General features: G+C 61.3%; 21 protein-coding genes. 8 read left to right on the top strand and 13 right to left on the bottom strand.

Annotated features, from left to right (window positions below):
- Positions 1–104: 104 nt before the first annotated feature.
- Entirely contained in the window at positions 105–818 is a 714-nt protein-coding gene (locus IHQ43_RS17370) for a murein L,D-transpeptidase catalytic domain family protein (RefSeq protein WP_192561455.1), read from the bottom strand.
- Between the two features lie 151 nt (positions 819–969).
- Between IHQ43_RS17370 and IHQ43_RS17365 the strand changes: the two genes are divergently transcribed.
- On the top strand, positions 970–2,583 hold the full coding sequence (locus IHQ43_RS17365; RefSeq protein ID WP_192561454.1) for a L,D-transpeptidase family protein: 1,614 nt from the start codon (positions 970–972) through the stop codon (positions 2,581–2,583).
- Positions 2,584–2,586: 3 nt separating this feature from the next.
- On the opposite strand, the gene IHQ43_RS17360 is transcribed toward IHQ43_RS17365, so the two are convergent.
- Both IHQ43_RS17360 and IHQ43_RS17355 read right to left on the bottom strand, forming a co-directional pair.
- Positions 2,587–3,102 (bottom strand): HvfX family Cu-binding RiPP maturation protein, encoded by a 516-nt coding sequence (locus IHQ43_RS17360; protein WP_192561453.1) that lies wholly within the window; start codon positions 3,100–3,102, stop codon positions 2,587–2,589.
- A 57-nt stretch (positions 3,103–3,159) separates the two neighbouring features.
- Positions 3,160–3,363: an HvfA family oxazolone/thioamide-modified RiPP metallophore gene (locus IHQ43_RS17355; RefSeq protein ID WP_007950576.1), complete on the bottom strand. Its 204-nt coding sequence runs from the start codon at positions 3,361–3,363 to the stop codon at positions 3,160–3,162.
- Between the two features lie 362 nt (positions 3,364–3,725).
- On the opposite strand from IHQ43_RS17355, the gene glsB reads away from it, so the two are divergent.
- Both glsB and IHQ43_RS17345 read left to right on the top strand, forming a co-directional pair.
- Positions 3,726–4,634 (top strand): glutaminase B, encoded by a 909-nt coding sequence (gene glsB, locus IHQ43_RS17350; protein WP_011334745.1) that lies wholly within the window; start codon positions 3,726–3,728, stop codon positions 4,632–4,634.
- 69 nt (positions 4,635–4,703) lie between these two features.
- Positions 4,704–6,206: an aldehyde dehydrogenase family protein gene (locus IHQ43_RS17345; RefSeq protein WP_192561452.1), complete on the top strand. Its 1,503-nt coding sequence runs from the start codon at positions 4,704–4,706 to the stop codon at positions 6,204–6,206.
- Positions 6,207–6,254: 48 nt separating this feature from the next.
- On the opposite strand, the gene IHQ43_RS17340 is transcribed toward IHQ43_RS17345, so the two are convergent.
- The 3 genes from IHQ43_RS17340 to cynS form a co-directional block, all read right to left on the bottom strand.
- Entirely contained in the window at positions 6,255–6,914 is a 660-nt protein-coding gene (locus IHQ43_RS17340; protein ID WP_192561451.1) for a carbonic anhydrase, read from the bottom strand.
- A gap of 12 nt (positions 6,915–6,926) precedes the next feature.
- Entirely contained in the window at positions 6,927–7,163 is a 237-nt protein-coding gene (locus tag IHQ43_RS17335; RefSeq protein WP_192561450.1) for a DUF2790 domain-containing protein, read from the bottom strand.
- An 84-nt stretch (positions 7,164–7,247) separates the two neighbouring features.
- Positions 7,248–7,712: a cyanase gene (gene cynS, locus IHQ43_RS17330; protein WP_192561449.1), complete on the bottom strand. Its 465-nt coding sequence runs from the start codon at positions 7,710–7,712 to the stop codon at positions 7,248–7,250.
- Positions 7,713–7,832: 120 nt separating this feature from the next.
- On the opposite strand from cynS, the gene cynR reads away from it, so the two are divergent.
- On the top strand, positions 7,833–8,711 hold the full coding sequence (gene cynR / locus IHQ43_RS17325) for a transcriptional regulator CynR (protein ID WP_192561448.1): 879 nt from the start codon (positions 7,833–7,835) through the stop codon (positions 8,709–8,711).
- Between the two features lie 72 nt (positions 8,712–8,783).
- On the opposite strand, the gene IHQ43_RS17320 is transcribed toward cynR, so the two are convergent.
- The 4 genes from IHQ43_RS17320 to IHQ43_RS17305 form a co-directional block, all read right to left on the bottom strand.
- Positions 8,784–9,113: a hypothetical protein gene (locus IHQ43_RS17320; RefSeq protein ID WP_085602835.1), complete on the bottom strand. Its 330-nt coding sequence runs from the start codon at positions 9,111–9,113 to the stop codon at positions 8,784–8,786.
- A gap of 175 nt (positions 9,114–9,288) precedes the next feature.
- Positions 9,289–9,579: a hypothetical protein gene (locus tag IHQ43_RS17315; RefSeq protein ID WP_158248202.1), complete on the bottom strand. Its 291-nt coding sequence runs from the start codon at positions 9,577–9,579 to the stop codon at positions 9,289–9,291.
- Positions 9,580–9,624: 45 nt separating this feature from the next.
- On the bottom strand, positions 9,625–10,128 hold the full coding sequence (locus IHQ43_RS17310; RefSeq protein WP_192561447.1) for a GNAT family N-acetyltransferase: 504 nt from the start codon (positions 10,126–10,128) through the stop codon (positions 9,625–9,627).
- A 47-nt stretch (positions 10,129–10,175) separates the two neighbouring features.
- The gene (locus tag IHQ43_RS17305) at positions 10,176–12,119 is read right to left on the bottom strand and encodes a DNA topoisomerase III (protein ID WP_192561446.1); all 1,944 of its coding nucleotides are present in this window, start codon (positions 12,117–12,119) and stop codon (positions 10,176–10,178) included.
- Positions 12,120–12,398: 279 nt separating this feature from the next.
- Here IHQ43_RS17305 and IHQ43_RS17300 point away from each other — a divergent pair, with 279 nt between their 5' ends.
- Both IHQ43_RS17300 and IHQ43_RS17295 read left to right on the top strand, forming a co-directional pair.
- Complete coding sequence (locus tag IHQ43_RS17300; RefSeq protein WP_192561445.1) at positions 12,399–13,805, top strand: serralysin family metalloprotease; 1,407 nt, start codon at positions 12,399–12,401, stop codon at positions 13,803–13,805.
- A gap of 154 nt (positions 13,806–13,959) precedes the next feature.
- Positions 13,960–14,328: a DUF427 domain-containing protein gene (locus tag IHQ43_RS17295; protein ID WP_192561444.1), complete on the top strand. Its 369-nt coding sequence runs from the start codon at positions 13,960–13,962 to the stop codon at positions 14,326–14,328.
- Positions 14,329–14,377: 49 nt separating this feature from the next.
- On the opposite strand, the gene IHQ43_RS17290 is transcribed toward IHQ43_RS17295, so the two are convergent.
- Both IHQ43_RS17290 and IHQ43_RS17285 read right to left on the bottom strand, forming a co-directional pair.
- Positions 14,378–16,000 (bottom strand): MFS transporter, encoded by a 1,623-nt coding sequence (locus IHQ43_RS17290; protein ID WP_192561443.1) that lies wholly within the window; start codon positions 15,998–16,000, stop codon positions 14,378–14,380.
- A 147-nt stretch (positions 16,001–16,147) separates the two neighbouring features.
- A complete protein-coding gene (locus tag IHQ43_RS17285) occupies positions 16,148–17,800 on the bottom strand; it encodes a GMC family oxidoreductase (RefSeq protein WP_192561442.1) in 1,653 nt (550 codons plus the stop codon).
- Between the two features lie 133 nt (positions 17,801–17,933).
- Here IHQ43_RS17285 and IHQ43_RS17280 point away from each other — a divergent pair, with 133 nt between their 5' ends.
- Positions 17,934–18,821 carry a LysR family transcriptional regulator gene (locus tag IHQ43_RS17280; protein WP_192561441.1) on the top strand — a complete coding sequence of 296 codons (888 nt, stop codon included), beginning with the start codon at positions 17,934–17,936 and terminating at the stop codon, positions 18,819–18,821.
- A gap of 17 nt (positions 18,822–18,838) precedes the next feature.
- On the opposite strand, the gene IHQ43_RS17275 is transcribed toward IHQ43_RS17280, so the two are convergent.
- Positions 18,839–19,243: a carbohydrate-binding module family 20 domain-containing protein gene (locus IHQ43_RS17275; protein WP_192561440.1), complete on the bottom strand. Its 405-nt coding sequence runs from the start codon at positions 19,241–19,243 to the stop codon at positions 18,839–18,841.
- 251 nt (positions 19,244–19,494) lie between these two features.
- Here IHQ43_RS17275 and IHQ43_RS17270 point away from each other — a divergent pair, with 251 nt between their 5' ends.
- Complete coding sequence (locus tag IHQ43_RS17270; RefSeq protein ID WP_192561439.1) at positions 19,495–20,757, top strand: MFS transporter; 1,263 nt, start codon at positions 19,495–19,497, stop codon at positions 20,755–20,757.
- Positions 20,758–20,832: the final 75 nt, after the last annotated feature.

Here is a 20,832-nt window from a genome sequence, read left to right as displayed (position 1 = left end):
GGACAACTTCAAGCTACCGGGCGATCCGCTCGGCAAACCGACAACTCGATGACAAATCTGTAATAAACCGAACCTGTGGGAGCCAGCGCACTCCCACAGAGTATTCAGCTGGCGTGGGTGCTGAGAATGCTCGCGATCTGTTGTGGCTGGCAGTTGAGGTACGGCGAGGATTTCAGCCACTGCTGATCCGGGTACCAGGAGAACATGAATTGGCCATTCTTCAGGCTGTCGATCACTCGTTTGGCAACCTGCGGTCGCACCGCCGGGCAACCCTGACTGCGGCCCAGACGGCCCGTACGTTTGCTCCAGAACGGGTTCACGTAATCGGCGGCGTGGATCACGATGGCACGGTCACGGGCCATGTCGTTGACGCCCGGTTCCAGACCGTCCATGCGCAGTGAGTAACCGTGGGTGCCCTGGTAACTTTCCTGGGTGCGGAACAGGCCGAGGCTGGACTGAAAACTGCCTTCACGGTTGGAGAACCGGGTGGCGAAGTTTTCCCCGGAGTTCGAGCCGTGGGCGACCAGATCGCGCAGCACCAGTTTTTTCCGGGTCAGGTCGAAGATCCACAACCGGCGCTCGGTGGACGGCTGCGAATAGTCGATGATCGCCAGGTGACGGGACTGCTTCGCGCCGTTGTTGATCGCACATTGCATGGCGTTCAAGGCACCTTTCAGCGCCTGGGGATTGAGTTCCGGAGCGGCGTGCGCGAGGCTGGTGTACAGAACCGGCGAAGAGGTGCCGGCGGCAAAGGCTGGACTGGTCAACACGCCAAGGGCGGTGGCAGTCAGCAGAAGTCGGCGCAAAAACGTCAACATTTAAAGTGAGTCTCCACTTGCTACTTGTTTGGCACTTAGGCTCCTGACGTCCAGTCGTTCCCGGCAAGCCCGCGAATCGGGCCTGACTGTTCACCGCACCTGAGGTAAGGTTGACCGTCAATCAAGACGGCCATGGATTGGAGTAAAGCAGTTGTTCAAAAAGTACGCATGCTACTTGAGCATTTGTTTGCTCGCTGCGCCGTTTGTCGCTTGCGCCGAAGAGCCGTTGCCGGGACTCCCGACGCTGCCGCCCGTGCCGACGGAAATGCCCATCGAGCCGCAGAGCCCGTTGCAGGCTGCGCTGATCAGCCTGCCCCAGGCGTGCCCGACGATCGGCACCAGCCTCAACGGTCCGGCGCTGGATCAGTTGCGCGCGTTCTATCAGCAGCAGGATTGGCTGCCGGTGTGGGCCGATGGCGGGCAATTGCCGGCCTTGCATGCGCAATTGCAGCTGTTGGCCGACGATGGCCTGAACCCGAAACGCTATCCGGTGGCGCTCACCGCGCCGCAGGACGGCGAGCTGTGCGCCGACATCGAGATCAGCCGTTACTACCTGCAAGCTCTGCAGGACCTGCATTACGGCCGCTTGCTGCAATCGCATTTCGAACCGCTGTGGCATTCCGACGAAACGCCCCGCGACCGTCAGGCCGAATTGCTCGCCATCGCCGTACCGGGCGTGCGCAACGTTCCGGCCGCGTTCGATCTGGCCCGCCCGCAGCTGGCGCAGTACCAGAATCTGCGACATCTGTATGCCGCGCAGCGCCTGAAAGCCTTGCCCCAATGGACGTCGGTTGGCAACGGCCCGTTGTTGCGTCCGGACATGGAAGACAAACGCGTACCTGAACTGGCCCGGCGGCTCTACAGCGAAGGCTACTTGAGCAGCGTTGCCGGCACGCCGGACAACGCTTATCACGGTGTATTGGTAGAGGCGGTGAAGAGCTTTCAGGCCAACCATTCGTTGCAGGCCGACGGCGTGGTCGGGCCGGGAACGATTGCCGAACTCAATATCAGCCCGCTGACTCGTCGCGAACAGTTGCGAGTCAACCTTGAACGTTTCCGCTGGATGGCCCAGGACATGGAGCCGGACGGTCTGCTGGTCAACGTCGCCGCTGCCGAACTGACGCTTTATCAGGGTGGCCTGCCGGTGTGGCAGACCCGCACCCAGGTCGGGCGCGCCGAACGCCAGACCCCGCTGCTCAAATCCCGGGTCACGCGCCTGACCCTGAACCCGACCTGGACTGTGCCGCCAACCATCTGGAAGGAAGACAAGCTGCCGGAAATCCGCAAGGACCAGACCTTCCTCAGCCGTCAGAACCTGCAAGTGCTCGACGCCAACGGTCAGCCGCTGGCCGCTGCCGACATCGACTGGGACAACCCCGGCAACATCCTCCTGCGCCAGGACGCCGGGCCGCGCAATCCGTTGGGGCAAATGGTCATTCGTTTCCCCAATCCGTTCTCGGTGTACCTGCACGACACGCCAAGCAAGGCGCTGTTCGACAAGGGGCCGCGGGCGTTCAGCTCCGGTTGCGTGCGGGTCGAGCATCCGATGAAGCTGCGCGATTTCCTGCTCAGCCCGGCGGAGAAGGCGCGCACCGACACCTTGCTGGCCACCGGCACCACCCATGAATTCCGCCTGAGCAACCCGGTGCCGATCCTCATGACTTACTGGACGGCACAGGTCGACGGCCAGGGTCGCGTGCTCTACGCGCCGGACATCTACAGCCGGGACAGCGCGTTGCTGGCGGGGCTGGACCGGGCGCATTGATCCTCAGCGGCTGGCGCGTTTCCAGTACAACCGCACCAGCCACGCATCCACACTCAACTTGCCGGCCCCGGCAAACACCAGCGGCACCAGCGCGGCCAGATAAATCGCCGGCAGCTTGAAGTTGCCGAAGCCTTTGTTGGTGATCGCGTAACCCTGGGCCAGCTCACTCAAAGAGGACCAGTCCGCCGGCCAGTGCACAGCAGCCGTGGCGACGACGGTCACGACGATCAAAGAAATCGCCGAAATCCGCGTGCCGAATCCGATCAGGATCGCCAGCGCGCAGATCAGCTCGGCCCACATCGACAGCTCCCAGTTCAGCGTCGCCGGCAAGTGGTCGAAGGGAAACGGGAACCGCTCCTGAATGTCTTCGAACCAGTTCTGGCCGTTGAATTTCTCCAGCCCCGATTCGAAAAACTCCCAGGCGATGAACAGGCGCAGGGTCAGCGGTGCGAGCCACTGGCCGGCGCGGTCAAGGTTCACATGCAGGCCTTTGACGGCCGACGAGAGAGCTGTGGTCATGGGAAGGCTCCATTCATTCAAAAGAAAACGGGGCACCGACGTGCCCCGTAAAAAGGGTTACTCGCCGGCGCCGCACTTGCCTTCGCCGCATTTGCCTTCCGAAGTTTTTTCCGCCGAGTCGGCCTTGGCCTGGGTCTGGCTGTAGCCGTGATCCAGTTGCTTGACGCTGAACGCTTCGGAAGCCGAAGCGGCGTTGGACAGGGCCAGGCCACCGGCAAGCAGCAGGCCCAGAGTCAGGGAGGTTTTCGAGAGCTTGGTCATGGTGAATCTCCGATGCGATAGGTGAGTTCAAAGGCTTGATCGGGGTTGCCGATCGACAGGTTCATTTGAACGCCGGGCTGTATCGCTGATGTGTCGCGAAGGGCCGGATTTGTGCGCGGGATGTGTCGGGCGTCGGGCCGTACACACTGCGATACACAGCCTGCGCAAAACCTGTGGGAGCGAGCTTGCTCGCGATAGCGGCGGGTCAGGCGCCGAGGGTGCTGGCTGTATTGGCCTCATCGCGAGCAAGCTCGCTCCCACACTGGATCTCCAATTATTCCGAATGTGTGATTTGCCTCAGACCCGCAGCGTCTAGCCACGGTGTCCCCGCAATCCCATGGGGCGAGACTTCGAGACCCGGCATGCAAGCGCTGTTGAACGAGATCCTTGACGCTGTCCGGCCCCTGATCGGGCAGGGCAAGGTGGCTGACTACATTCCCGCCCTCGGCACCGTGCCGGCCAATCAACTGGGCATCGCCGTGTACGGCAACGACGGCGAGATGTATTGCGCCGGTGACGCCGAGACGCCGTTCTCGGTGCAGAGTATTTCCAAGGTGTTCAGCCTGGTGCAGGCCATCGAACATTCCGGCGAGGCGATCTGGGAACGCCTGGGCCACGAGCCGTCCGGCCAGCCGTTCAACTCGCTGGTGCAGCTGGAATTCGAACGCGGTCGCCCGCGCAATCCGTTCATCAATGCCGGGGCGCTGGTGATCTGCGACATCAACCAGTCACGCTTTGCCGCACCGGCGTTGTCGATGCGTGACTTCGTGCGGCGGCTGTCGGGCAATCCGCAAGTGATGGTCGACGGCAAGGTTGCCGATTCCGAATACCAGCACCGCGCGCGCAACGCGGCGATGGCTTACCTGATGCAATCCTTCGGCAATTTCCACAACGACGTTGAAGCGGTGCTGCGCAGCTACTTCAGCCACTGCGCATTGCGCATGAACTGCATCGACTTGGCCCGGGCCTTCTGCTTCCTGGCCAATGACGGTTTCTGCAAACACAGCGGCGAGCAGATTCTTACTCGCCGCCAGACCCAGCAAGTCAACTCGATCATGGCCACCAGCGGTCTCTACGACGAGGCCGGCAACTTCGCCTACCGTGTCGGCCTGCCGGGCAAGAGCGGCGTCGGTGGCGGCATCGTTGCGGTGGTGCCGGGGCAGTTCACTGTGTGCGTGTGGTCGCCGGAACTGAACACGGCGGGCAATTCGCTGGCGGGGATGGCGGCGCTGGAAATGCTCAGTTCGCGGATTGGCTGGTCGGTGTTCTGAGCCCGTGTTGCGTTGAGGGAGGCCAACCTATACATTTTCCGGCCGCCCTCAATATGGTGAATCCGCTCCATGTCTCTCGCGCTCGAACGTCTCGTCGCTGGCACGCCTATCCCTTTCGCCGGTAACCGCGTCACCGTGGTCAGCCCCGAACTGGCCGAGCGTTTCCGACCCGGCGACCACCTGTTGGTGGAGCAGGTGAGCGGCGAGCTGTTGCTGATTCCGGTGGTGGATCAGCAGGCGGCGTCGGTGGCGATCGAGCGTGCAGCGGCGGCGTTTACCGCGTTGTCCGCTGTGCCGGATGAGGCCATCAGCCGCTTCTTCGATCTGTTCGCCCAACGTCTGGAAAACCCGGACGCCTGGGCGCTGATCGAAACCGCCAACCTCGCCGACATCGAGCGGGCCAAGGCGCGCGGTCGTTCCACTACCCGTTTGCTCGCCGACGAGCGCATGCGTCGCGACATGATCGCCGGCCTGCGCGCTTGGCGTGATGCGCCGGCCACACGCGGCAAGGTAATCAGCAGCGTCGAGCATGACGGTTGGAAGGTCGAGCAGGTGGTGTCGCCGCTGGGTATTGTCGCGTTCGTGTTCGAAGGCCGGCCGAACGTCTTCGCCGACGCCGCGGGTGTATTGCGTACCGGCAACACCGCCGTGCTGCGCATTGGCAGCGATGCATTGGGCACCGCGCAAGCCATCGTCACCCACGCCCTGAACCCGGCGCTGGCCGATGCCGGTCTGCCGGCGGGTGCGGTGTCGCTGGTGGAAAGCGTCAACCACGCCGCCGGTTGGGCGATGTTCGCCGACCGGCGTCTGTCGCTGGCAGTGGCCCGTGGTTCGGGCCGTGCGGTCAGCCAGTTGGGCAGCATCGCCCAGCAGGCCGGCACCGCCGTCAGCCTGCACGGCACCGGTGGCGCGTGGCTGATTGCTGATCGTGATGCCGACGCCAAACGCTTTGCCGCCGTGGTGCGCAACTCGCTGGATCGCAAGGTTTGCAACACGCTGAACGTCTGCCTGATCCAGCGCGACCGCGCCGCCGAACTGGTGCCGTTGTTCCTCGACGCCTTGAAACAGGCCGGCACCGCGCGCGGTCAGGGCTGCAAACTGCACATCGTCGAAGGCAGTGAAAGCTACCTGCCGAGCGACTGGCAGAACGCGACGGTCGAGGTCTACCGCGCCGAGGGTTACCAGACCGAAGCGCTGGCCGAGCCATTGCCGGAAGCGCAACTGGGCCGCGAGTGGGAATGGGAAGAAACCCCGGAAACCAGCCTGATGATCGTCGACGATCTGGATCAGGCCATTGCGCTGTTCAACCGCTACAGCCCGCAGTTCACGGTGTCGTTGATCAGCGAAGACGCGGCGGTTCAGGAGCGCTTCTACAGCGCGGTCAACGCGCCGTTCGTGGGCGATGGCATCACCCGTTGGGTCGATGGCCAGTACGCGCTGAACAAGCCGGAACTGGGCCTTTCGAACTGGGAAAGCGGCCGGTTGTTTGCCCGCAGCGCGATTCTCTCCGGTGACGGTGTATTCACCGTGCGCAGCCGCATGACGCAAACCGATCTGGGCGTAAAACGCTGAACAGAACAACGCCGCGCCCGTCGCAATGACGGGCGCGGCGTTGTGTTTTCAAGCAGCATCGACTGCCTGACCGTACACCGCGCACGTCGACGGTTGCTCGGCCAGCGAGACGAAGGTACGGCGGTCGGCACTCAGTGCGTCGATCGAGCCGGTCTCGATGTCGTACACCCAGCCGTGCAGGTTCAGCAGGCCTTTTTCCTGGGCCAGACGCACGCTCGGGTGAGTCTGGATGTTCGCCAGTTGCGCGATCACGTTTTCCCGCACCATCGAACTCAGCTTCGCTGCGTCATTGGCATGAGGCCGCGATTCGTTGACCACTTTCGCCGACTCGGCGTGTTGCAGCCAGCCGCTGACGGCGGGCAGGTGATCCATGCATTTGCACTGGGCGATGGCAGTCATGGCTCCGCAATCGGAGTGGCCGCAGATCACGATGTCGGTCACTCCGAGCACGGCTACCGCGTATTCCACCGTCGCCGAAACCCCACCCGGATGCGGGCTGTAGGACGGCACGATATTGCCGGCGTTGCGGATCACGAACAGCTCGCCGGGTTCCTGCTGGGTCAGCAGTTCCGGGACGACGCGGCTGTCGGAGCAAGTGATGAACAGCGTGCCCGGGGTTTGGGTCGTCGCCAGGTATTTGAACAGTTCGGTGCGCTGTGGAAACGCTTCGTTCTGGAACTTCAGGAAGCCTTCGATCAGGTTTTTCATGGTGTAGTCCTCTCAGTTCGAACAGCCGGTGCCGAATTCGCTGTATTGAAGAATGTGTTTTGCGCCGTGGCTGTCGAGGTAAGTCATCTCGACCGGCACTACGCCGCAGACATCGGCCACCGGGGTGATGCTCACGACTTCAGCGATATCCAGAGACATGCCGTAGCGGTAAGCGACGGCTTCGTCATCGGCCTGGGCTTGAGCGCAAAGACCGGCGAGCAGGGCCAGGGTCAACAGGATTTTTTGCATGGGGCAGCCTCCAGACAGGTGTGGTGACGACTTGGCGATTCAGGTTTGGAGGGGCCCGCACGCGGGGTGTGGGCCCGGGATGGATCAGAACGGACGCAGCGGGAGGAACTTGCCGTCGAGGGTGACCACGGCGCGGGAACCGCCTTCAGGGTCTTCGACTTTCTTGATGTCGAGCTTGAAGTTGATCGCGCTGATGATGCCGTCGCCGAACTGTTCGTGAACCAGCGCCTTCAGGGTGGTGCCGTAGATCTGGATCATCTCGTGAAAGCGGTAGATGGTCGGGTCGGTCGGCACACCGTCGAGGCTGCCGCGAAGCGGGATGATTTGCAGGGCGGCGACGTCTTCGGCGCTCAGCTCAAGCTTGTCACCGACCACTTCGGCGGCGGCTGTCGGCAGTGGATGCTGGCCGAGGAGGGCAGCGGTGACGTAGGCCAGGCTCAGGCCGGTGCCGTCCGCCAGATCCTGCCACGACAGGTTCTTCTGTGCCTTGGCATCCAGGGCGCGGGTGGTCAGGGCGATGCGGCTGTCGTTGTAGGCTTGGGATTGCATGGTGCTTCTCCTTTCGGGGTTGGCTTGCTGTGTGGGATTCATCTTCTGCCGATTGATCCATAGCGTCCAAGACCGATATACAATGCAAACCATAAGCACTGCCTATAGATGGAGCGTCCCATGCTGTTGCGACATTTGCGATACCTGCTGGCCGTGGCCGATCACGGCGGCTTCACCCGGGCGGCGGAGGCGCTGCACGTGTCGCAGCCGACCCTGTCGCAACAGATCCGCCAACTGGAAGAAAGCCTCGGTGTGGACCTGTTCGACCGCACCTCACGCTCGGTCAAACCCACTGATGCCGGCCAGGCCTATATCGAATGCGCGCGTCGGGTGCTGGTGGAGCTGGAGGCGGGCAAGCGCGCGTTGCATGACGTGAAGGATCTTTCCCGTGGCTCGCTGCGCCTGGCCATGACGCCGACGTTCATGGCGTATCTGGTGGGGCCATTGGTGCGTGACTACGTGGCGCGGTATCCGGGGATTCACCTGGAGATTTTCGAGTTGTCGATGGACGACATCGAAGCAGGGCTGGCGGATGACTCGCTGGATATCGCGATTGCCTTCACGCCGGTGCGCAATCCGGACATTGAGTGCATTCCGGCGTTTGTCGAGACGTTGGGGGTGATGGTCGGGCGTGAGCATCCGTTGTATGACAGCGCTTCTGTGCTGACGCCGGATGACATTGCGCAACTGGATTTCGCCTTGCTGGCGCCTGACTTTTTCACTCGCCAGTCGATCGACGAATACTTCCGCCAGAATGGCATCACACCCAAGGTGCAGATCGAGGTGAATTCGGTGAGTACGTTACTGGAAGTGATCCGGCATGCGCCGATTGCGACCATGCTGCCGGAAGCGATTGCGACCGAGGATCGGGCGTTGCGCCGGTTGAGTGTCGAGAGTGAGGCGCCGCAGCGGGGCGCGGCGTTGTTGCGGCGTCAGAACAACTATCACAGTGCGGCGGCGGTGGCGTTTATGGACATGGTGCTGGAAACCCGTTCATGAATAATACTTGTGAGCAATAAAAAGGGCCTGCTTCGTTTCCGAAGCAGGCCCTTTGTTTATTGAAGTTTTAACTCAGTAGAACCGATCAATCACCCGAACTTCGTTCTTGTTCTGCATCGAGTCCCACGCCTGTTTCAGCGTTTGCAGAACATTACCGATGAAGTCCTTGTCGGCTGCGGCTTTCTTGCCGACATAGCCGTGGCCGCGGCGGTACATCTTCAGGCGGGCCAGCAGGTTCTGGTTGTTCCGGTCGAACTCTTCTTCACCAGCATGGGGCGACAGGCAGTCGATATGGACCTGACCCGACTTGCTGATCCACAGAATATGGCTGTCGTGGCTGTCTTTTTGCGCCGCGAACATACGAGCCAGTTCTTCGATAGTAGGTTGATTGTTCAGATTCATGATATTGCCCCTTGACCAGTCTGGTGATCTTTCAAAGTTGATTCGCTAATACAGGTAGCCCATCGGTTAGTTGATCCCTGGCACCGAAACCAGGACGTCAGCGGTCGCCCGTGTGAAGTACGGGGTCATGCATCTGTTGCATGTAGTCGTGTTGAATAACTGCTACGCAATAGCGTCACAACGAGGAGAAGCAGCGAAAACCGGGAGGCTCCTTGACGACGTTTTCAGGGTCGACCACAAGCGTCTTGAGAATTTTCGCCAGCGCTTCTCGTCCTTGTACTGGACGTTCAGGCCAGGTCAGCTTCTTCAATCTGCCTTGTGGGCAGCGTGTATCCGGAAAAAACAGCTCGGCGGTCAGACGAGCTTGCTCAAGCGTGTTACCAGTGCTCCCGATCGGGGAGACGTCTGCATCATGCAAAAGCAAAACGATGCCGTCAACGGTTTTGTAGTGATTATTTTTGGTCACTACATATTGTCGGACAAAGTGATTCTGGAATGAAAAAAGCGCTGTTCAGGCAGCGGGAGAAGGGCTGCGCAGGCAGTAGAACGTGCAGGGATAGCCGTCCACTGTTTTGGTCTGGCGGGTAAAGTCGCCGCCGCTCAGCTCGGGGATGAGCCGGGCCCAGAACCGCTGTGCAGGCACGTTGGCGTCGACATGGAAAATCTGCCATCGACCGGGCAGATGGCTCAAGAGGGCAGAGGCGACAAACTGCGCGACGCCTTGGCCACGCCAGCGCCGGCTGACGAAGAAATAGCCGATGTTGTAGTCGGCGCCTTCGATGAGGAGGTGATCGTCCACGGTCACGAATCCCGCCAGTTCGCCGTCGACGTGGATCAGGAACGGTCGGGTTGCCGGCTGGCGCCAGTAATCGTCCTTCAACTGGATCGGGAAGAAACCATGCCCGCCCAACTTCAGCGGCAGCCACTCGCTGAAGTCATAGGTGTAGAACTGCATCAGGTTTTCGAGGGTGTCCAGTTCGTCGCGCCGGGCGACGCGCAGTTCGATGACAGACATGCCGCTGGCTCCTGACAATCACTGCAGAAACAGTAGCGCGCAGCGGGCTATCTGGCTGCCGGTTTCACCGCTCGCTTGCTGGTTCCGCTGGTTTTACGCCGGGTGGTCTTGCGTTTGTTCTTCCATGGCGCAGCGGCTTTGCCAGCAGGCGGCGGGCCACTGATGGTCAGACTCAGCCCGGCGCAGCGGGTCACTTGCTTGCTCATCCACGCCGCCTGTTTGGTGACGAACTCTTCCAGACTCATCTCGCCGCTCTGCACCATGTCCAGCGCCTGTTCCCAGATCGCCGTGGTACCGGGGTCGGCAATCGCTCGCGGCACAGCGTCGATCAGGCTGAACGCGGCGGGTGTGGCGGACAGCGCCTTGCCGTTCTTCACCAGATAACCGCGATCCAGCAAGCCTTGAATGATCGAGGCGCGGGTAGCCTCGGTGCCGATGCCGGTGGTGTCCTTGAGTTTCTGCTTCAGCAGCGGATCTTCCACCAGTCTGGCGACGTTCTTCATCGCCTTGATCAGATCGCCTTCGGTGTAGGGCTTTGGCGGTTGCGTCCACAGGTCCTTGAGCTTCACGTCCGCTACGGCGCACTCGGCGCCCTGGGTCAGCGTGGGCAAGGTTTGCGGGGCCGGTGCTTCGCGACCCTTGGCCGGTGCCAGCGCTTCGGGCAACGCACGTTTCCAGCCTGGTTCGATGATCTGTTTGCCGACCGCGCGCAAGGCTTCCCCGGCGCAATCGAAATCGGCCTGGGTGCGGTCGTATTCGTGATTGGGCAGGAACTGCGCCAGATAACGCGCGCGAATCAGCGTGTAGACCGCGCGGTGCTTGCCGGTCAGGCGCTCCAGATTTTTCGCAGCAGCGGTCGGGATGATGCCGTGGTGGGCGCTGACCTTGGCGTCGTTCCAGGCGCGGGAGCGGCGCTGTGGCTCCAGATGCTTGCGCAGCGTTTCCAGACTCGGATCAGCCTGACGCAGCGCCGCAAGAATCCCCGGCGCCTCGCTGTGCTGGCTCAGGGGCAGGTAGCCGCAATCGCTGCGCGGGTAGGTGATGACTTTGTAGGTTTCGTAGAGGGCCTGGGCAATGTCGAGGGTTTCCTGGGCACCGAGGCCGAGCTTCTTCGAGCAGACTTCCTGCAAGGTGCCGAGATCGAAGGGCAGGGGCGCCACTTCGCGCATGCGCTCGGTGCGCAACTTGATCACCCGGGCGCTGGCGGCGCTGCTGATTGCGGCGGCCGCTTGCTGGGCGAGGACCTGATTGAGGCAGCGATCCTGATCGTCACAGGTATCGTTCGGTGCACGCCATTGCGCCGTGAACGGCGTGCCGTTGTGCAGCAGTTGCACGTCGATGGCCCAGTACGCCACCGGCACGAAGTCGGCGATGCTGCGATCGCGATCCACCACCAGTCGCAACGTCGGCGTCTGCACCCGGCCTACCGGCAACACGCCTTGATAGCCCGATTGCCGGCCGAGCAGGGTGAACAGCCGACTCATGTTCATCCCGATCAGCCAGTCTGCCCGTGAGCGCCCCAGTGCCGAGTGATACAGGCTGAAGGTTTCAGCGCCCGGTTTGAGCGCTGCCAACGCCTTGCGGATCGAGGCTTCATCCAGCGCCGACAGCCACAAGCGGCGGATCGGCCCGCGATAGCGGCAATGCTCCACCAGTTCCCGGGCGATCATTTCGCCCTCACGGTCGGCGTCGGTGGCGATGATCAGTTCGCTGGCTTCGCCGAGCAAGCGCTTGACTGCCTTGTACTGGCTGGCGGTACGCGGCTTGACGGTCATTTTCCACTTGTTCGGGATGATCGGCAGGTCCGCCAGTACCCAGCGCTTGTATTTGGCGTCGTAGGCGTCCGGCGGCGCGGTTTCCAGCAGGTGGCCGATGCACCAGGTCACCGTGACATCCGTTCCCAGCCAGCAGCCATCGCCGCGACGCTTTGCGCCGAGCACGGCCGCAATATCCTTGGCCTGGGAAGGTTTTTCACAGAGGTACAGCCGCATAACCACCATCGTCGATCATTGCCCGAAGAGGCGCACAGAATGGCCTGACTCGGGCGATGGGGCAACTTTTATCTGTATGGATATACAGATAAAAAGATTGCCGGTCATGACAGTGCGCGTCGTGGCAATCCGGGACGCTATCGAGAAATTGATTAGCGCCCCCCGTGGCGGCTGTGGCAGGTTCAATTCGCCTTTACGGGGCGAGTGACAGGACGATCTCGCCAGAAGATCGCCGCTTTTCTGTCTGACACTGACTCTTTAGAAACAAGGACGTACACCATGTCTCAACCTTCCTCCCAGGCCAGCAGCGCCTTCACCGCCGTCGACACCTTCAGCCACCTGTACGACCGGGGCACCGGGACGGTCAATGGCAAACCGTCATTCACTGCCGACCAGGCCGCCGACGAAATCCTGCGCAAGGGCATGTCGTGGCAGGACAAGAATGCCGACGGCAAGATTGATCTGACCTACACGTTCCTGACCGACAAACCGTCGAACTACAACCCGAAACTCGGCAACTTCAGCGAGTTCAGCGCCCAGCAAAAAGCCCAGGCCATCCTGTCGATGCAATCGTGGTCGGACGTGGCCAACGTGACCTTCACCGAAGGCAAGGGTGGCGACGGCCACATGACCTTCGGCAACTACGACGTCAGCACCGGCGGCGCGGCGTTCGCCTACCTGCCGCAGGGCAGCAGCTACGACGGTCAATCTTGGTACCTGATCAACGATCAGTACCAGGTCAACAAGACCCCGGACACCAACAACTACGGGCGTCAGACCCTGACCCACGAAATCGGCCACACCCTCGGTCTGTCGCACCCGGGCGCCTACAACGCCGGCAACGGCAACCCGACCTACGGCGATGCCAAGTACGCCGAAGACACCCGTGGCTACAGCCTGATGAGCTACTGGAGCGAAGCCAACACCGACCAGAACTTCAGCAAGGACGGCAGCGGCGCCTACGCCTCCGCACCATTGCTGGATGACATCGTCGCCGTGCAGAAACTCTACGGCGCCAACCTGGAAACCCGTGCCGACAACACCGTGTACGGCTTCAACTCCAACGCCGACCGCGATTACTACAGCGCCACCTCGAACACTTCCAAAGTGGTGTTCTCGGTGTGGGACGGCGGCGGCAACGACACGCTGGATTTCTCCGGCTTCAGCCAGAACCAGAAGATCAACCTCAACGAAGGTTCGTTCTCCGATGTCGGCGGCCTGGTGGGCAACGTGTCCATCGCGTATGGCGTGACCGTTGAAAACGCAGTGGGCGGCTCGGGCAACGACCTGCTGATCGGTAACGCGGCGGCCAACGACCTGATCGGCGGTGCCGGCAACGACATCATCTACGGCGGTGGCGGTGGTGATTCGTTATGGGGCGGTGAGGGCGCAGACACCTTCGTATTCGGCGCAGCCAGTGATTCGACCATGACCGCGCCGGACTGGATCATGGATTTCACCAGCGGCCTGGACAAGATCGACCTGTCGGGCATCGCCGGGTTCGCCACCGGCGCGGCCACGCTGAACTTCGTCAGCGGCTTCACCGGGCACGCGGGCGATGCGATCCTCACGTACTTCGAACAGACCAACCAGACCAGCCTGATGATCGACCTCACAGGCCAGGGTTCGGTGGACTTCGCCGTGGGTGTGGTGGGGCAAGCTGTGGCGACCGATATCGTCGCCTGATCTGAAAACGGAAAATCTGAAACGAAAAAACCGCAGTCCTTCGCAGGCTGCGGTTTTTTTGTGAACGGAAAAACCGTTCGGCTGCGAACCCGACGAGATTCCTGCGCATGGGTTATACCTGAACCGGTGCCTTCGCCGCAGTCAGGAGAAACCGATGAAAACTTCCGGCCCCAGTCCCGTCATCACCATCGCCGAGCAGCCAGGCTGCCTCCTTGTAAAATTCCACGGCATACAGGTCGCCGCGTCGGCCCGGGCGCTGGTGCTGCTCGAAGCCAATTACCCGCCGGTCTACTACGTCCCGCGCGAGGACATCGACGAGAAGTATTTCGCCCGTACCGACCACACCACCTATTGCCCGTACAAGGGCGACGCCAACTATTTCAGTCTGCAAGTGCCGGGGCATGAAGGGGCGAATGCGGTATGGACGTACGAACATCCGAAGATTTCGGTCAACCAGATCAAGGACTACGTGGCGTTTTATCCCGATCAGGTGAAGTTTGAATTGCTGGAGGCGGAGGTCTGAGATTCCGCAGGGTGGCGAGGGCATTGCGCCCCCGCCACACCTTTATCAATCAGTTCTTGTCCAGATCGATATTCTTCGTCTCACGCAGACAGATCATCCCCACCACCAGGCTCACCCCGGTAATCAGCACCGGGTACCACAGCCCGTAGAAAATATCCCCGGTGTACACCACCAGCGCAAACGACACGGTCGGCAGGAAACCACCGAACCAGCCGTTGCCGATGTGATACGGCAGGGACATCGAGGTGTAGCGGATGCGGGTCGGGAACAGTTCGACCATCAGCGCAGCGAGCGGGCCGTAGCACATGGCGGAGATGATGATCAGCGCGACGATCAGGGCCACGATCATCGGCTTGTTGATCTGTTGCATGTCGGCCTGTTGCGGGTAGCCGGCCAGGGTGATGGCGCCGCGCAGGGCGGCTTCGTCGAAGCCGTCGAGTTTCACATCGCCGACGCTCACCTGCACTGCGCTGCCCGCCGGGGCGGCGACGCTGGAGTAGGGCAGGCCTTGCTTGACCAGGAAGGTCTTGACCTTGTCGCAGGGGCTGTCGAATTTGGCCTTGCCCACCGGATCGAACTGGAAGGTGCAGGTGGCCGGGTCGGCCACCACGGTGATCGGCGCCTGTTGGCTGGCGTGGTCGATGGCCGGGTTGGCGTAGTGGGCGAGGGATTTGAAGATCGGGAAGTACAGCGCCGTGGCCAGCAACAGACCGAGCATCAGCACCGGTTTGCGTCCGACCTTGTCCGACAGCCAGCCGAAAAAGATAAAGAACGGCGCGCCGATCACCACGCTGATGATCAGCAAACTGTTGGCCACCGCCGGGTCCATTTTCAGGAACTGGGTGAGGAAGAACAGCACGTAGAACTGCGCCGCGTAGAAGGTCACCGCCTGGCCGGCGTTGATGCTGAACAGGGCGATCAGCACGACTTTGAGGTTTTCCCACTTACCGAAAGATTCGCGGATCGGCGCCTTGCTGGTCTTGCCTTCCTCTTTCATTTTCAGATAGGCCGGCGATTCGTGCAGGCTCAGGCGAATCCAGGTGGAAATGCCCAACAGCACGATCGACAGCAGGAACGGAATGCGCCAGCCCCAGACCTCGAACTGATCACCGGTGAAGTAGCGGCAACCGAGTACCACCAGCAACGACAGCAGCAGACCGAGGGTGGCAGTGGATTGAATCCAGCTGGTGTGGAAACCGCGTTTGCCGATCGGCGCGTGTTCCGCCACGTAAGTCGCGGCGCCACCGTATTCGCCGCCGAGGGCCAGGCCCTGCAGCATGCGCAGTACCACCAGAATGATCGGCGCCGCGATGCCGATGCTGGCGTAGGTCGGCAGCAGGCCCACGGCGAACGTCGCCACGCCCATCAGAATGATGGTCGCGAGGAAGGTGTATTTGCGTCCGATCATGTCCCCCAACCGACCAAACACCAGCGCCCCGAACGGCCGCACGATGAAGCCTGCGGCGAACGCCATCAGCGCGAAGATGAACGCGGTGGTGTCGTTGACCCCGGCAAAAAACTGCTTGCTGATGACCGCCGCCAGGGCGCCGTAGAGAAAGAAGTCATACCACTCGAACACCGTCCCCAGGGACGAGGCGAAGATGACCTTTCGGGTATCGGGGCTGGCGTCCGCGCTGCGCACGGCGTCCAGAGGCTGAGCGTGTTCTGACATGTCGGTATCCCTCACAGTGATTGTTTTTGTTGTTTCCACTGGTGTTGCGTGTCCGGGTGATGCGCAATGTCCTTGAATCAAATATGCCCCTTGTGGGAGTCAGCCTGCTGGCGATGGCGGTTAATCAGCCGACATAATTGTTGAATGTCACTCCGTCATCGCTGGCAAGCCAGCTCCCACAGGGGTTGTGTTTACAGTTGCGGGGTTGAGAATCAGCTGTGCTGCCTTCTCGGCAATCATCAGCGTAGGTGAACAAGTGTTGCCCGAGGTAATGCGCGGCATGATCGACGCATCGGCAATTCGCAGACCGGGCACGCCGTGTACGCGCAACTGCGCATCGACCACGGCGTCCGCGTCGTTGCCCATGCGACAGGTGCCGACCGGGTGGAAAATCGTCGTGCCGATCTTCGCCGCCGCTTCGTGCAGTTGTTCTTCGGTTTGCAGGCTGGCACCGGGCAGGTATTCCACCGGGTTGAAGGCTTGCAGGGCCGGGGCGGCGACGATGCGTCGTGTCAGGCGAATCGCGTCGGCGGCCACGCGCAGGTCTTCGGGATGGCTGAGGTAATTGGGTTGAATCAGCGGCGCTGCTTGAGGATCGGCTGAGCGGATCTCGACCCGGCCACGGCTCTGCGGCCGTAAATCACACACCGACGCGGTGAACGCGGGGAAACTGTGCAACGGTTCGCCAAAGCGCTCCAGCGACAGCGGCTGCACGTGATATTCAAGATTGGCCGAGGTCTGTTCCGGCCCGGAGCGGGCAAACGCGCCCAGCTGACTCGGCGCCATCGACAACGGCCCGCTGCGGTCATACAGATAGCGCAGGCCCATGCCCATCTTGCCCCACACACTGCCGGCGATCTGGTTGAGGGTGCGGGCGTTTTCCAGCTTGTAGATCAGCCGCAGTTGCAGGTGATCCTGCAGGTTGCCGCCGACGCCCGGCAGCTCATGCACCACGCCGATCCCGAGCTTTTCCAGCAGCGGGCGCGGGCCGATTCCGGAGCGTTGCAGAATGCTCGGCGAGCCCACGGAGCCTGCGCACAACACGATTTCCTTACGCGCCTTGAAACTCTTTTGTTGGCCTTGCCAACGGGCGCTGACCTTCGAGGCGCGACCGTCTTCGAACAACACGCGATCCACTTCGACTTCGGTCAATACCGTGAGATTGGCCCGATCGCGAATCGGCTTAAGAAACGCCTTCGCCGCATTCCAGCGCACCCCGGCCTTCTGATTGACCTGGAAGTAGCCGCAACCCTCGTTGTCGCCCTGGTTGAAGTCATCAATGCTGGCGATTCCGCTCTGTTCGGCAGCGCTGCGAAAGGCGTCGAGAATCGGCCACGACAGACGCTGGCGTTCGACTCGCCATTCACCCTTGTCGCCATGAAAGTCCGCCGCGCCGGCAAAGTGGTTTTCGCTCTGTTTGAACAGAGGCAGCACGTCATTCCAGGCCCAGCCCGGATTGCCCTCGGCAGCCCAGCCGTCGTAGTCGTTGGCCTGGCCGCGCATGTAGATCATGCCGTTGATCGACGAACAGCCGCCCAGCACCTTGCCCCGCGGATAACTCAGCGCGCGGCCATTGAGGCCCGGTTGTTCTTCGGTCTTGAAGCACCAGTCGGTGCGCGGGTTGCCGATGCAGAACAGGTAACCCACGGGGATGTGAATCCACGGATAGTTGTCGCGCCCGCCGGCTTCCAGCAACAGAACGCGCTGCTGCGGATCGGCCGACAGCCGATTGGCCAGCAAACACCCGGCCGGCCCGGCGCCGACCACGATGTAATCGAATTCATCGAGGGAAGTCTGCATTCCCTGACCTCGCTTATTGTTTTTGTTGTCGGTCATCCTAGTTGTTAGCTTTCGTCAAAAGAATGTTAGTTTTTGCGCAGCCGCTGTGCGTTTTCAAACAGCGCTTACTGACGATAGCCGAGAAGGACAAGCCATGTTCGACTGGAACGACCTGCGGTTCTTTCTCGAGTTGCAGCGCAGTGGCCGCTTGCTCACTGCCGCCCGCCGCTTGAACACCACTCACGCCACCGTCGCCCGGCATATCGAGGCCATTGAAAAAAGCCTCGGCACCGCGCTGTTCGTCCAGCACGCTCAAGGCTACGAAATGACCCCGGCGGGAGAGGCGCTGCTCAAACATGCCGAAGCCATGGAAAACGTCGCGCTGCTGGCTCAGGAAGAAATCACCCAGTCCACGGCACCGCTGGGCAAGATCCGCGTCGGGGTCACCGAAGGCTTGGGCATCATGTTTCTGGCCAGCCGCATGATCGGACTGTTCGAGCGCTATCCGGGACTGGAAGTGGAATTGGTTGCCGTGCCGCGCTTCGTCAGCATTCTCAACCGCGAGGCGGAAATCAGCATTCACCTGGAACGGCCGGCGGCGGACATGCTGGTCACCCGCAAACTCACCGATTACCGGCTGGCGCTTTATGCCAGCCAAAGCTATCTGGACAGCGCACCGCCTCTGCGCAGCCGCGAAGATCTTGGCCGGCACGCGTGGATCGGCTATGTCGACGATCTGCTGTTCAGTCAGGAGCTGATGTTCCTCAACAGCTTCTGCCGCAATCCGCGGGTGGTGTTTCACAGCACCAGCGTGATTGCCCAGCAGCAGGCGGCGCGCTCAGGTCTCGGCATTGCAGTTCTTCCTTGTTACATGGCCGCGTCGGATCCGGATCTGGTGGCGCTGCTTCCGGATGAGAGCATCGCGCGCAGTTACTGGATCAGTACGCGGCGCGAGTTGCACAAGTCGGTGCGGTTGCGGGTGGTCTGGGATTACGTGGTGGGGCTTTGCGAGGCAGAGCAGGGGTTGTTGCTCAATCTCTGAGTCACTGGATCGCAACCTCAAAATGTTCCTACGGTGGTGGGCGTAGGTTTGAACGCCAATGTCACCTGATTATTGGCCCCTGCCTGCCACTTCTGTACGTCGCTGGGGTTGGTCTCATTGCGGATGATGCATTTCCATTCCACGACATCACCGGGATTGGCTCCGTTGAATTGTATTGAGCCGGTCCAGGTCGGATAAGCAGAAGGTGTCAGTTTCACCGCCTTGGTTACATCCCAGTTCCCCAACTCGGAACGGGCCCCCGACGCATAAACGCTGTAGCCCCGCGTTGTTACACCGTTATTGCACTGAAAGTCCACGGGAAGAAAATAGGTAAACGTGACGGTGCTCTGTGCATGGCTGATCAAACTCAGCATCGCCAACAAGAGAACAACCTTTGGCAAAAGATGACGAATCCGAAACATGATGAGCGCCTCGATTTACTGTAATTGATGCCAGCGTAAACCTGGCCAGACGGCACGTAACCTGACAGAACTGACAGTCCTTTAGAACACTTGGCGATACCGTCACCGGGTTCTCGACAATTCTTGTGCAATGCGCTGCCTTTGGGGCAAGTCGGCCCGCCAATCCATGCAACTAAAATCTCTCGCAAAAGGTCATTTCAATTGCGGAGGTTGAGTCATCTCGCAGAACCTCGACAACGAAGACGTTACCCGTGGCTACTCACCTCGATCGCCGTAATACCCTGTCCCTCGACGGCCTGAATTTCTTCCTCGCCGACGTGCGTGACGGGCTCGGCCCTTATCTGGCGATCTACCTGCTGGCGGTTCACCACTGGGAGCCGGCGAGTATCGGTCTGGTCATGACCATCGCCGGGATCGCCGCACTCATCACGCAGACCCCGGCAGGCGCGCTGGTCGACAGCACACGCTTCAAACGGTCGCTGATTGCGATTGCCGCGCTGGTGGTCACCGGAAGCTGTCTGCTGTTGCCGTTCGTGACGTCGTTTACGCTGGTGGCCTTGACGCAAGCCATCAGCGCCGTTGCTGCCTCGATATTCGCGCCGGCCATTTGCGCAATCACTCTGGGAATCACCGGGCCTCGCGCCTTTACGCGAAGAACCGGGCGCAACGAAACCTTCAACCATGCCGGCAACGCCTGCGCGGCGTTGTTGGCCGGTTTGTCTGCGTACCTGTTCGGCCCGGTCGCCGTGTTCTATTTGATGGCAGTCATGGCGCTGGCCAGTGTGATTGCCGTCTCGTTCGTTTCGGCCGACGCGATTGACCACGATCTCGCCCGAGGTCTGGAACCCAGCGAAGCGGGGCAGGGCAAGCAACCTTCAGGCTTGTCGGTGTTGCTCACCAACAGACCGCTGCTGATGTTCGCGATTTGCTGCGCACTGTTTCATCTGGCAAACGCGGCGATGCTGCCGCTGGTGAGTCAGAAACTGGCGCAGGCCAATCTGCAGATGGCCACGCCGCTCACGTCCGCCTGCATCGTCGCGGCGCAACTGGTGATGGTGCCGGTCGCGCTGCTGGTGGGGGCGAAGGCCGATCTGTGGGGGCGCAAGCCATTGCTGCTGGCGGGGTTCCTGATCCTGCCGTTGCGCGGCGTGTTGTATGTGCTGTCGAACGATCCGTGGTGGCTGGTTTCGGTGCAGTTGCTCGATGGCATCGGCGCGGGGATTTTCGGCGCACTGTTTCCGGTGGTGGTGAAAGACCTGACGCTGGGGACCGGGCATTTCAACGTCAGCCTTGGAGCGATTTCGACGGTGTTTGGTCTGGGCGCGGCATTGAGCAACAGCCTGGCGGGGATTGTGGTTCAGGAGGCGGGGTACAGTGCTGCGTTCCTGACCTTGGCAGCGGTGGCAATGGTGGCGCTGGTGCTGCTCTGGGTGGCGGTGCCGGAGACGGTATCGCGGACTGATGCTGAATCAACGGGGTTGCAAAAACGTGTGCGGCCAATGGTTGCTCCCTGACGTATCAGCCTGCCTGCACTGGACTGCGCGATCATCCTGGCCTTCAATCTGTGAGGTCATGACATTCCATCGCAA

The organism is Pseudomonas gozinkensis, assembly GCF_014863585.1.
In the GTDB taxonomy this organism is placed as follows: Bacteria; Pseudomonadota; Gammaproteobacteria; order Pseudomonadales; family Pseudomonadaceae; genus Aquipseudomonas; species Aquipseudomonas gozinkensis.
The sequence above is the reverse complement of the archived record's forward strand: the minus strand, read 5'-3'. Positions and strand labels throughout refer to the sequence as shown.

Excerpts from the sequence above, each read along its gene's own strand:
- IHQ43_RS17370 (WP_192561455.1), bottom strand. The coding sequence starts at position 818 with ATGTTGACGTTTTTGCGCCGACTTCTGCTGACTGCCACCGCCCTTGGC.
- IHQ43_RS17360 (WP_192561453.1), bottom strand. The coding sequence starts at position 3,102 with ATGACCACAGCTCTCTCGTCGGCCGTCAAAGGCCTGCATGTGAACCTT.
- IHQ43_RS17355 (WP_007950576.1), bottom strand. The coding sequence starts at position 3,363 with ATGACCAAGCTCTCGAAAACCTCCCTGACTCTGGGCCTGCTGCTTGCC.
- glsB (WP_011334745.1), top strand. The coding sequence starts at position 3,726 with ATGCAAGCGCTGTTGAACGAGATCCTTGACGCTGTCCGGCCCCTGATC.
- IHQ43_RS17345 (WP_192561452.1), top strand. The coding sequence starts at position 4,704 with ATGTCTCTCGCGCTCGAACGTCTCGTCGCTGGCACGCCTATCCCTTTC.
- IHQ43_RS17340 (WP_192561451.1), bottom strand. The coding sequence starts at position 6,914 with ATGAAAAACCTGATCGAAGGCTTCCTGAAGTTCCAGAACGAAGCGTTT.
- IHQ43_RS17335 (WP_192561450.1), bottom strand. The coding sequence starts at position 7,163 with ATGCAAAAAATCCTGTTGACCCTGGCCCTGCTCGCCGGTCTTTGCGCT.
- cynS (WP_192561449.1), bottom strand. The coding sequence starts at position 7,712 with ATGCAATCCCAAGCCTACAACGACAGCCGCATCGCCCTGACCACCCGC.
- cynR (WP_192561448.1), top strand. The coding sequence starts at position 7,833 with ATGCTGTTGCGACATTTGCGATACCTGCTGGCCGTGGCCGATCACGGC.
- IHQ43_RS17320 (WP_085602835.1), bottom strand. The coding sequence starts at position 9,113 with ATGAATCTGAACAATCAACCTACTATCGAAGAACTGGCTCGTATGTTC.
- IHQ43_RS17310 (WP_192561447.1), bottom strand. The coding sequence starts at position 10,128 with ATGTCTGTCATCGAACTGCGCGTCGCCCGGCGCGACGAACTGGACACC.
- IHQ43_RS17305 (WP_192561446.1), bottom strand. The coding sequence starts at position 12,119 with ATGCGGCTGTACCTCTGTGAAAAACCTTCCCAGGCCAAGGATATTGCG.
- IHQ43_RS17300 (WP_192561445.1), top strand. The coding sequence starts at position 12,399 with ATGTCTCAACCTTCCTCCCAGGCCAGCAGCGCCTTCACCGCCGTCGAC.
- IHQ43_RS17295 (WP_192561444.1), top strand. The coding sequence starts at position 13,960 with ATGAAAACTTCCGGCCCCAGTCCCGTCATCACCATCGCCGAGCAGCCA.
- IHQ43_RS17290 (WP_192561443.1), bottom strand. The coding sequence starts at position 16,000 with ATGTCAGAACACGCTCAGCCTCTGGACGCCGTGCGCAGCGCGGACGCC.
- IHQ43_RS17285 (WP_192561442.1), bottom strand. The coding sequence starts at position 17,800 with ATGCAGACTTCCCTCGATGAATTCGATTACATCGTGGTCGGCGCCGGG.
- IHQ43_RS17280 (WP_192561441.1), top strand. The coding sequence starts at position 17,934 with ATGTTCGACTGGAACGACCTGCGGTTCTTTCTCGAGTTGCAGCGCAGT.
- IHQ43_RS17275 (WP_192561440.1), bottom strand. The coding sequence starts at position 19,243 with ATGTTTCGGATTCGTCATCTTTTGCCAAAGGTTGTTCTCTTGTTGGCG.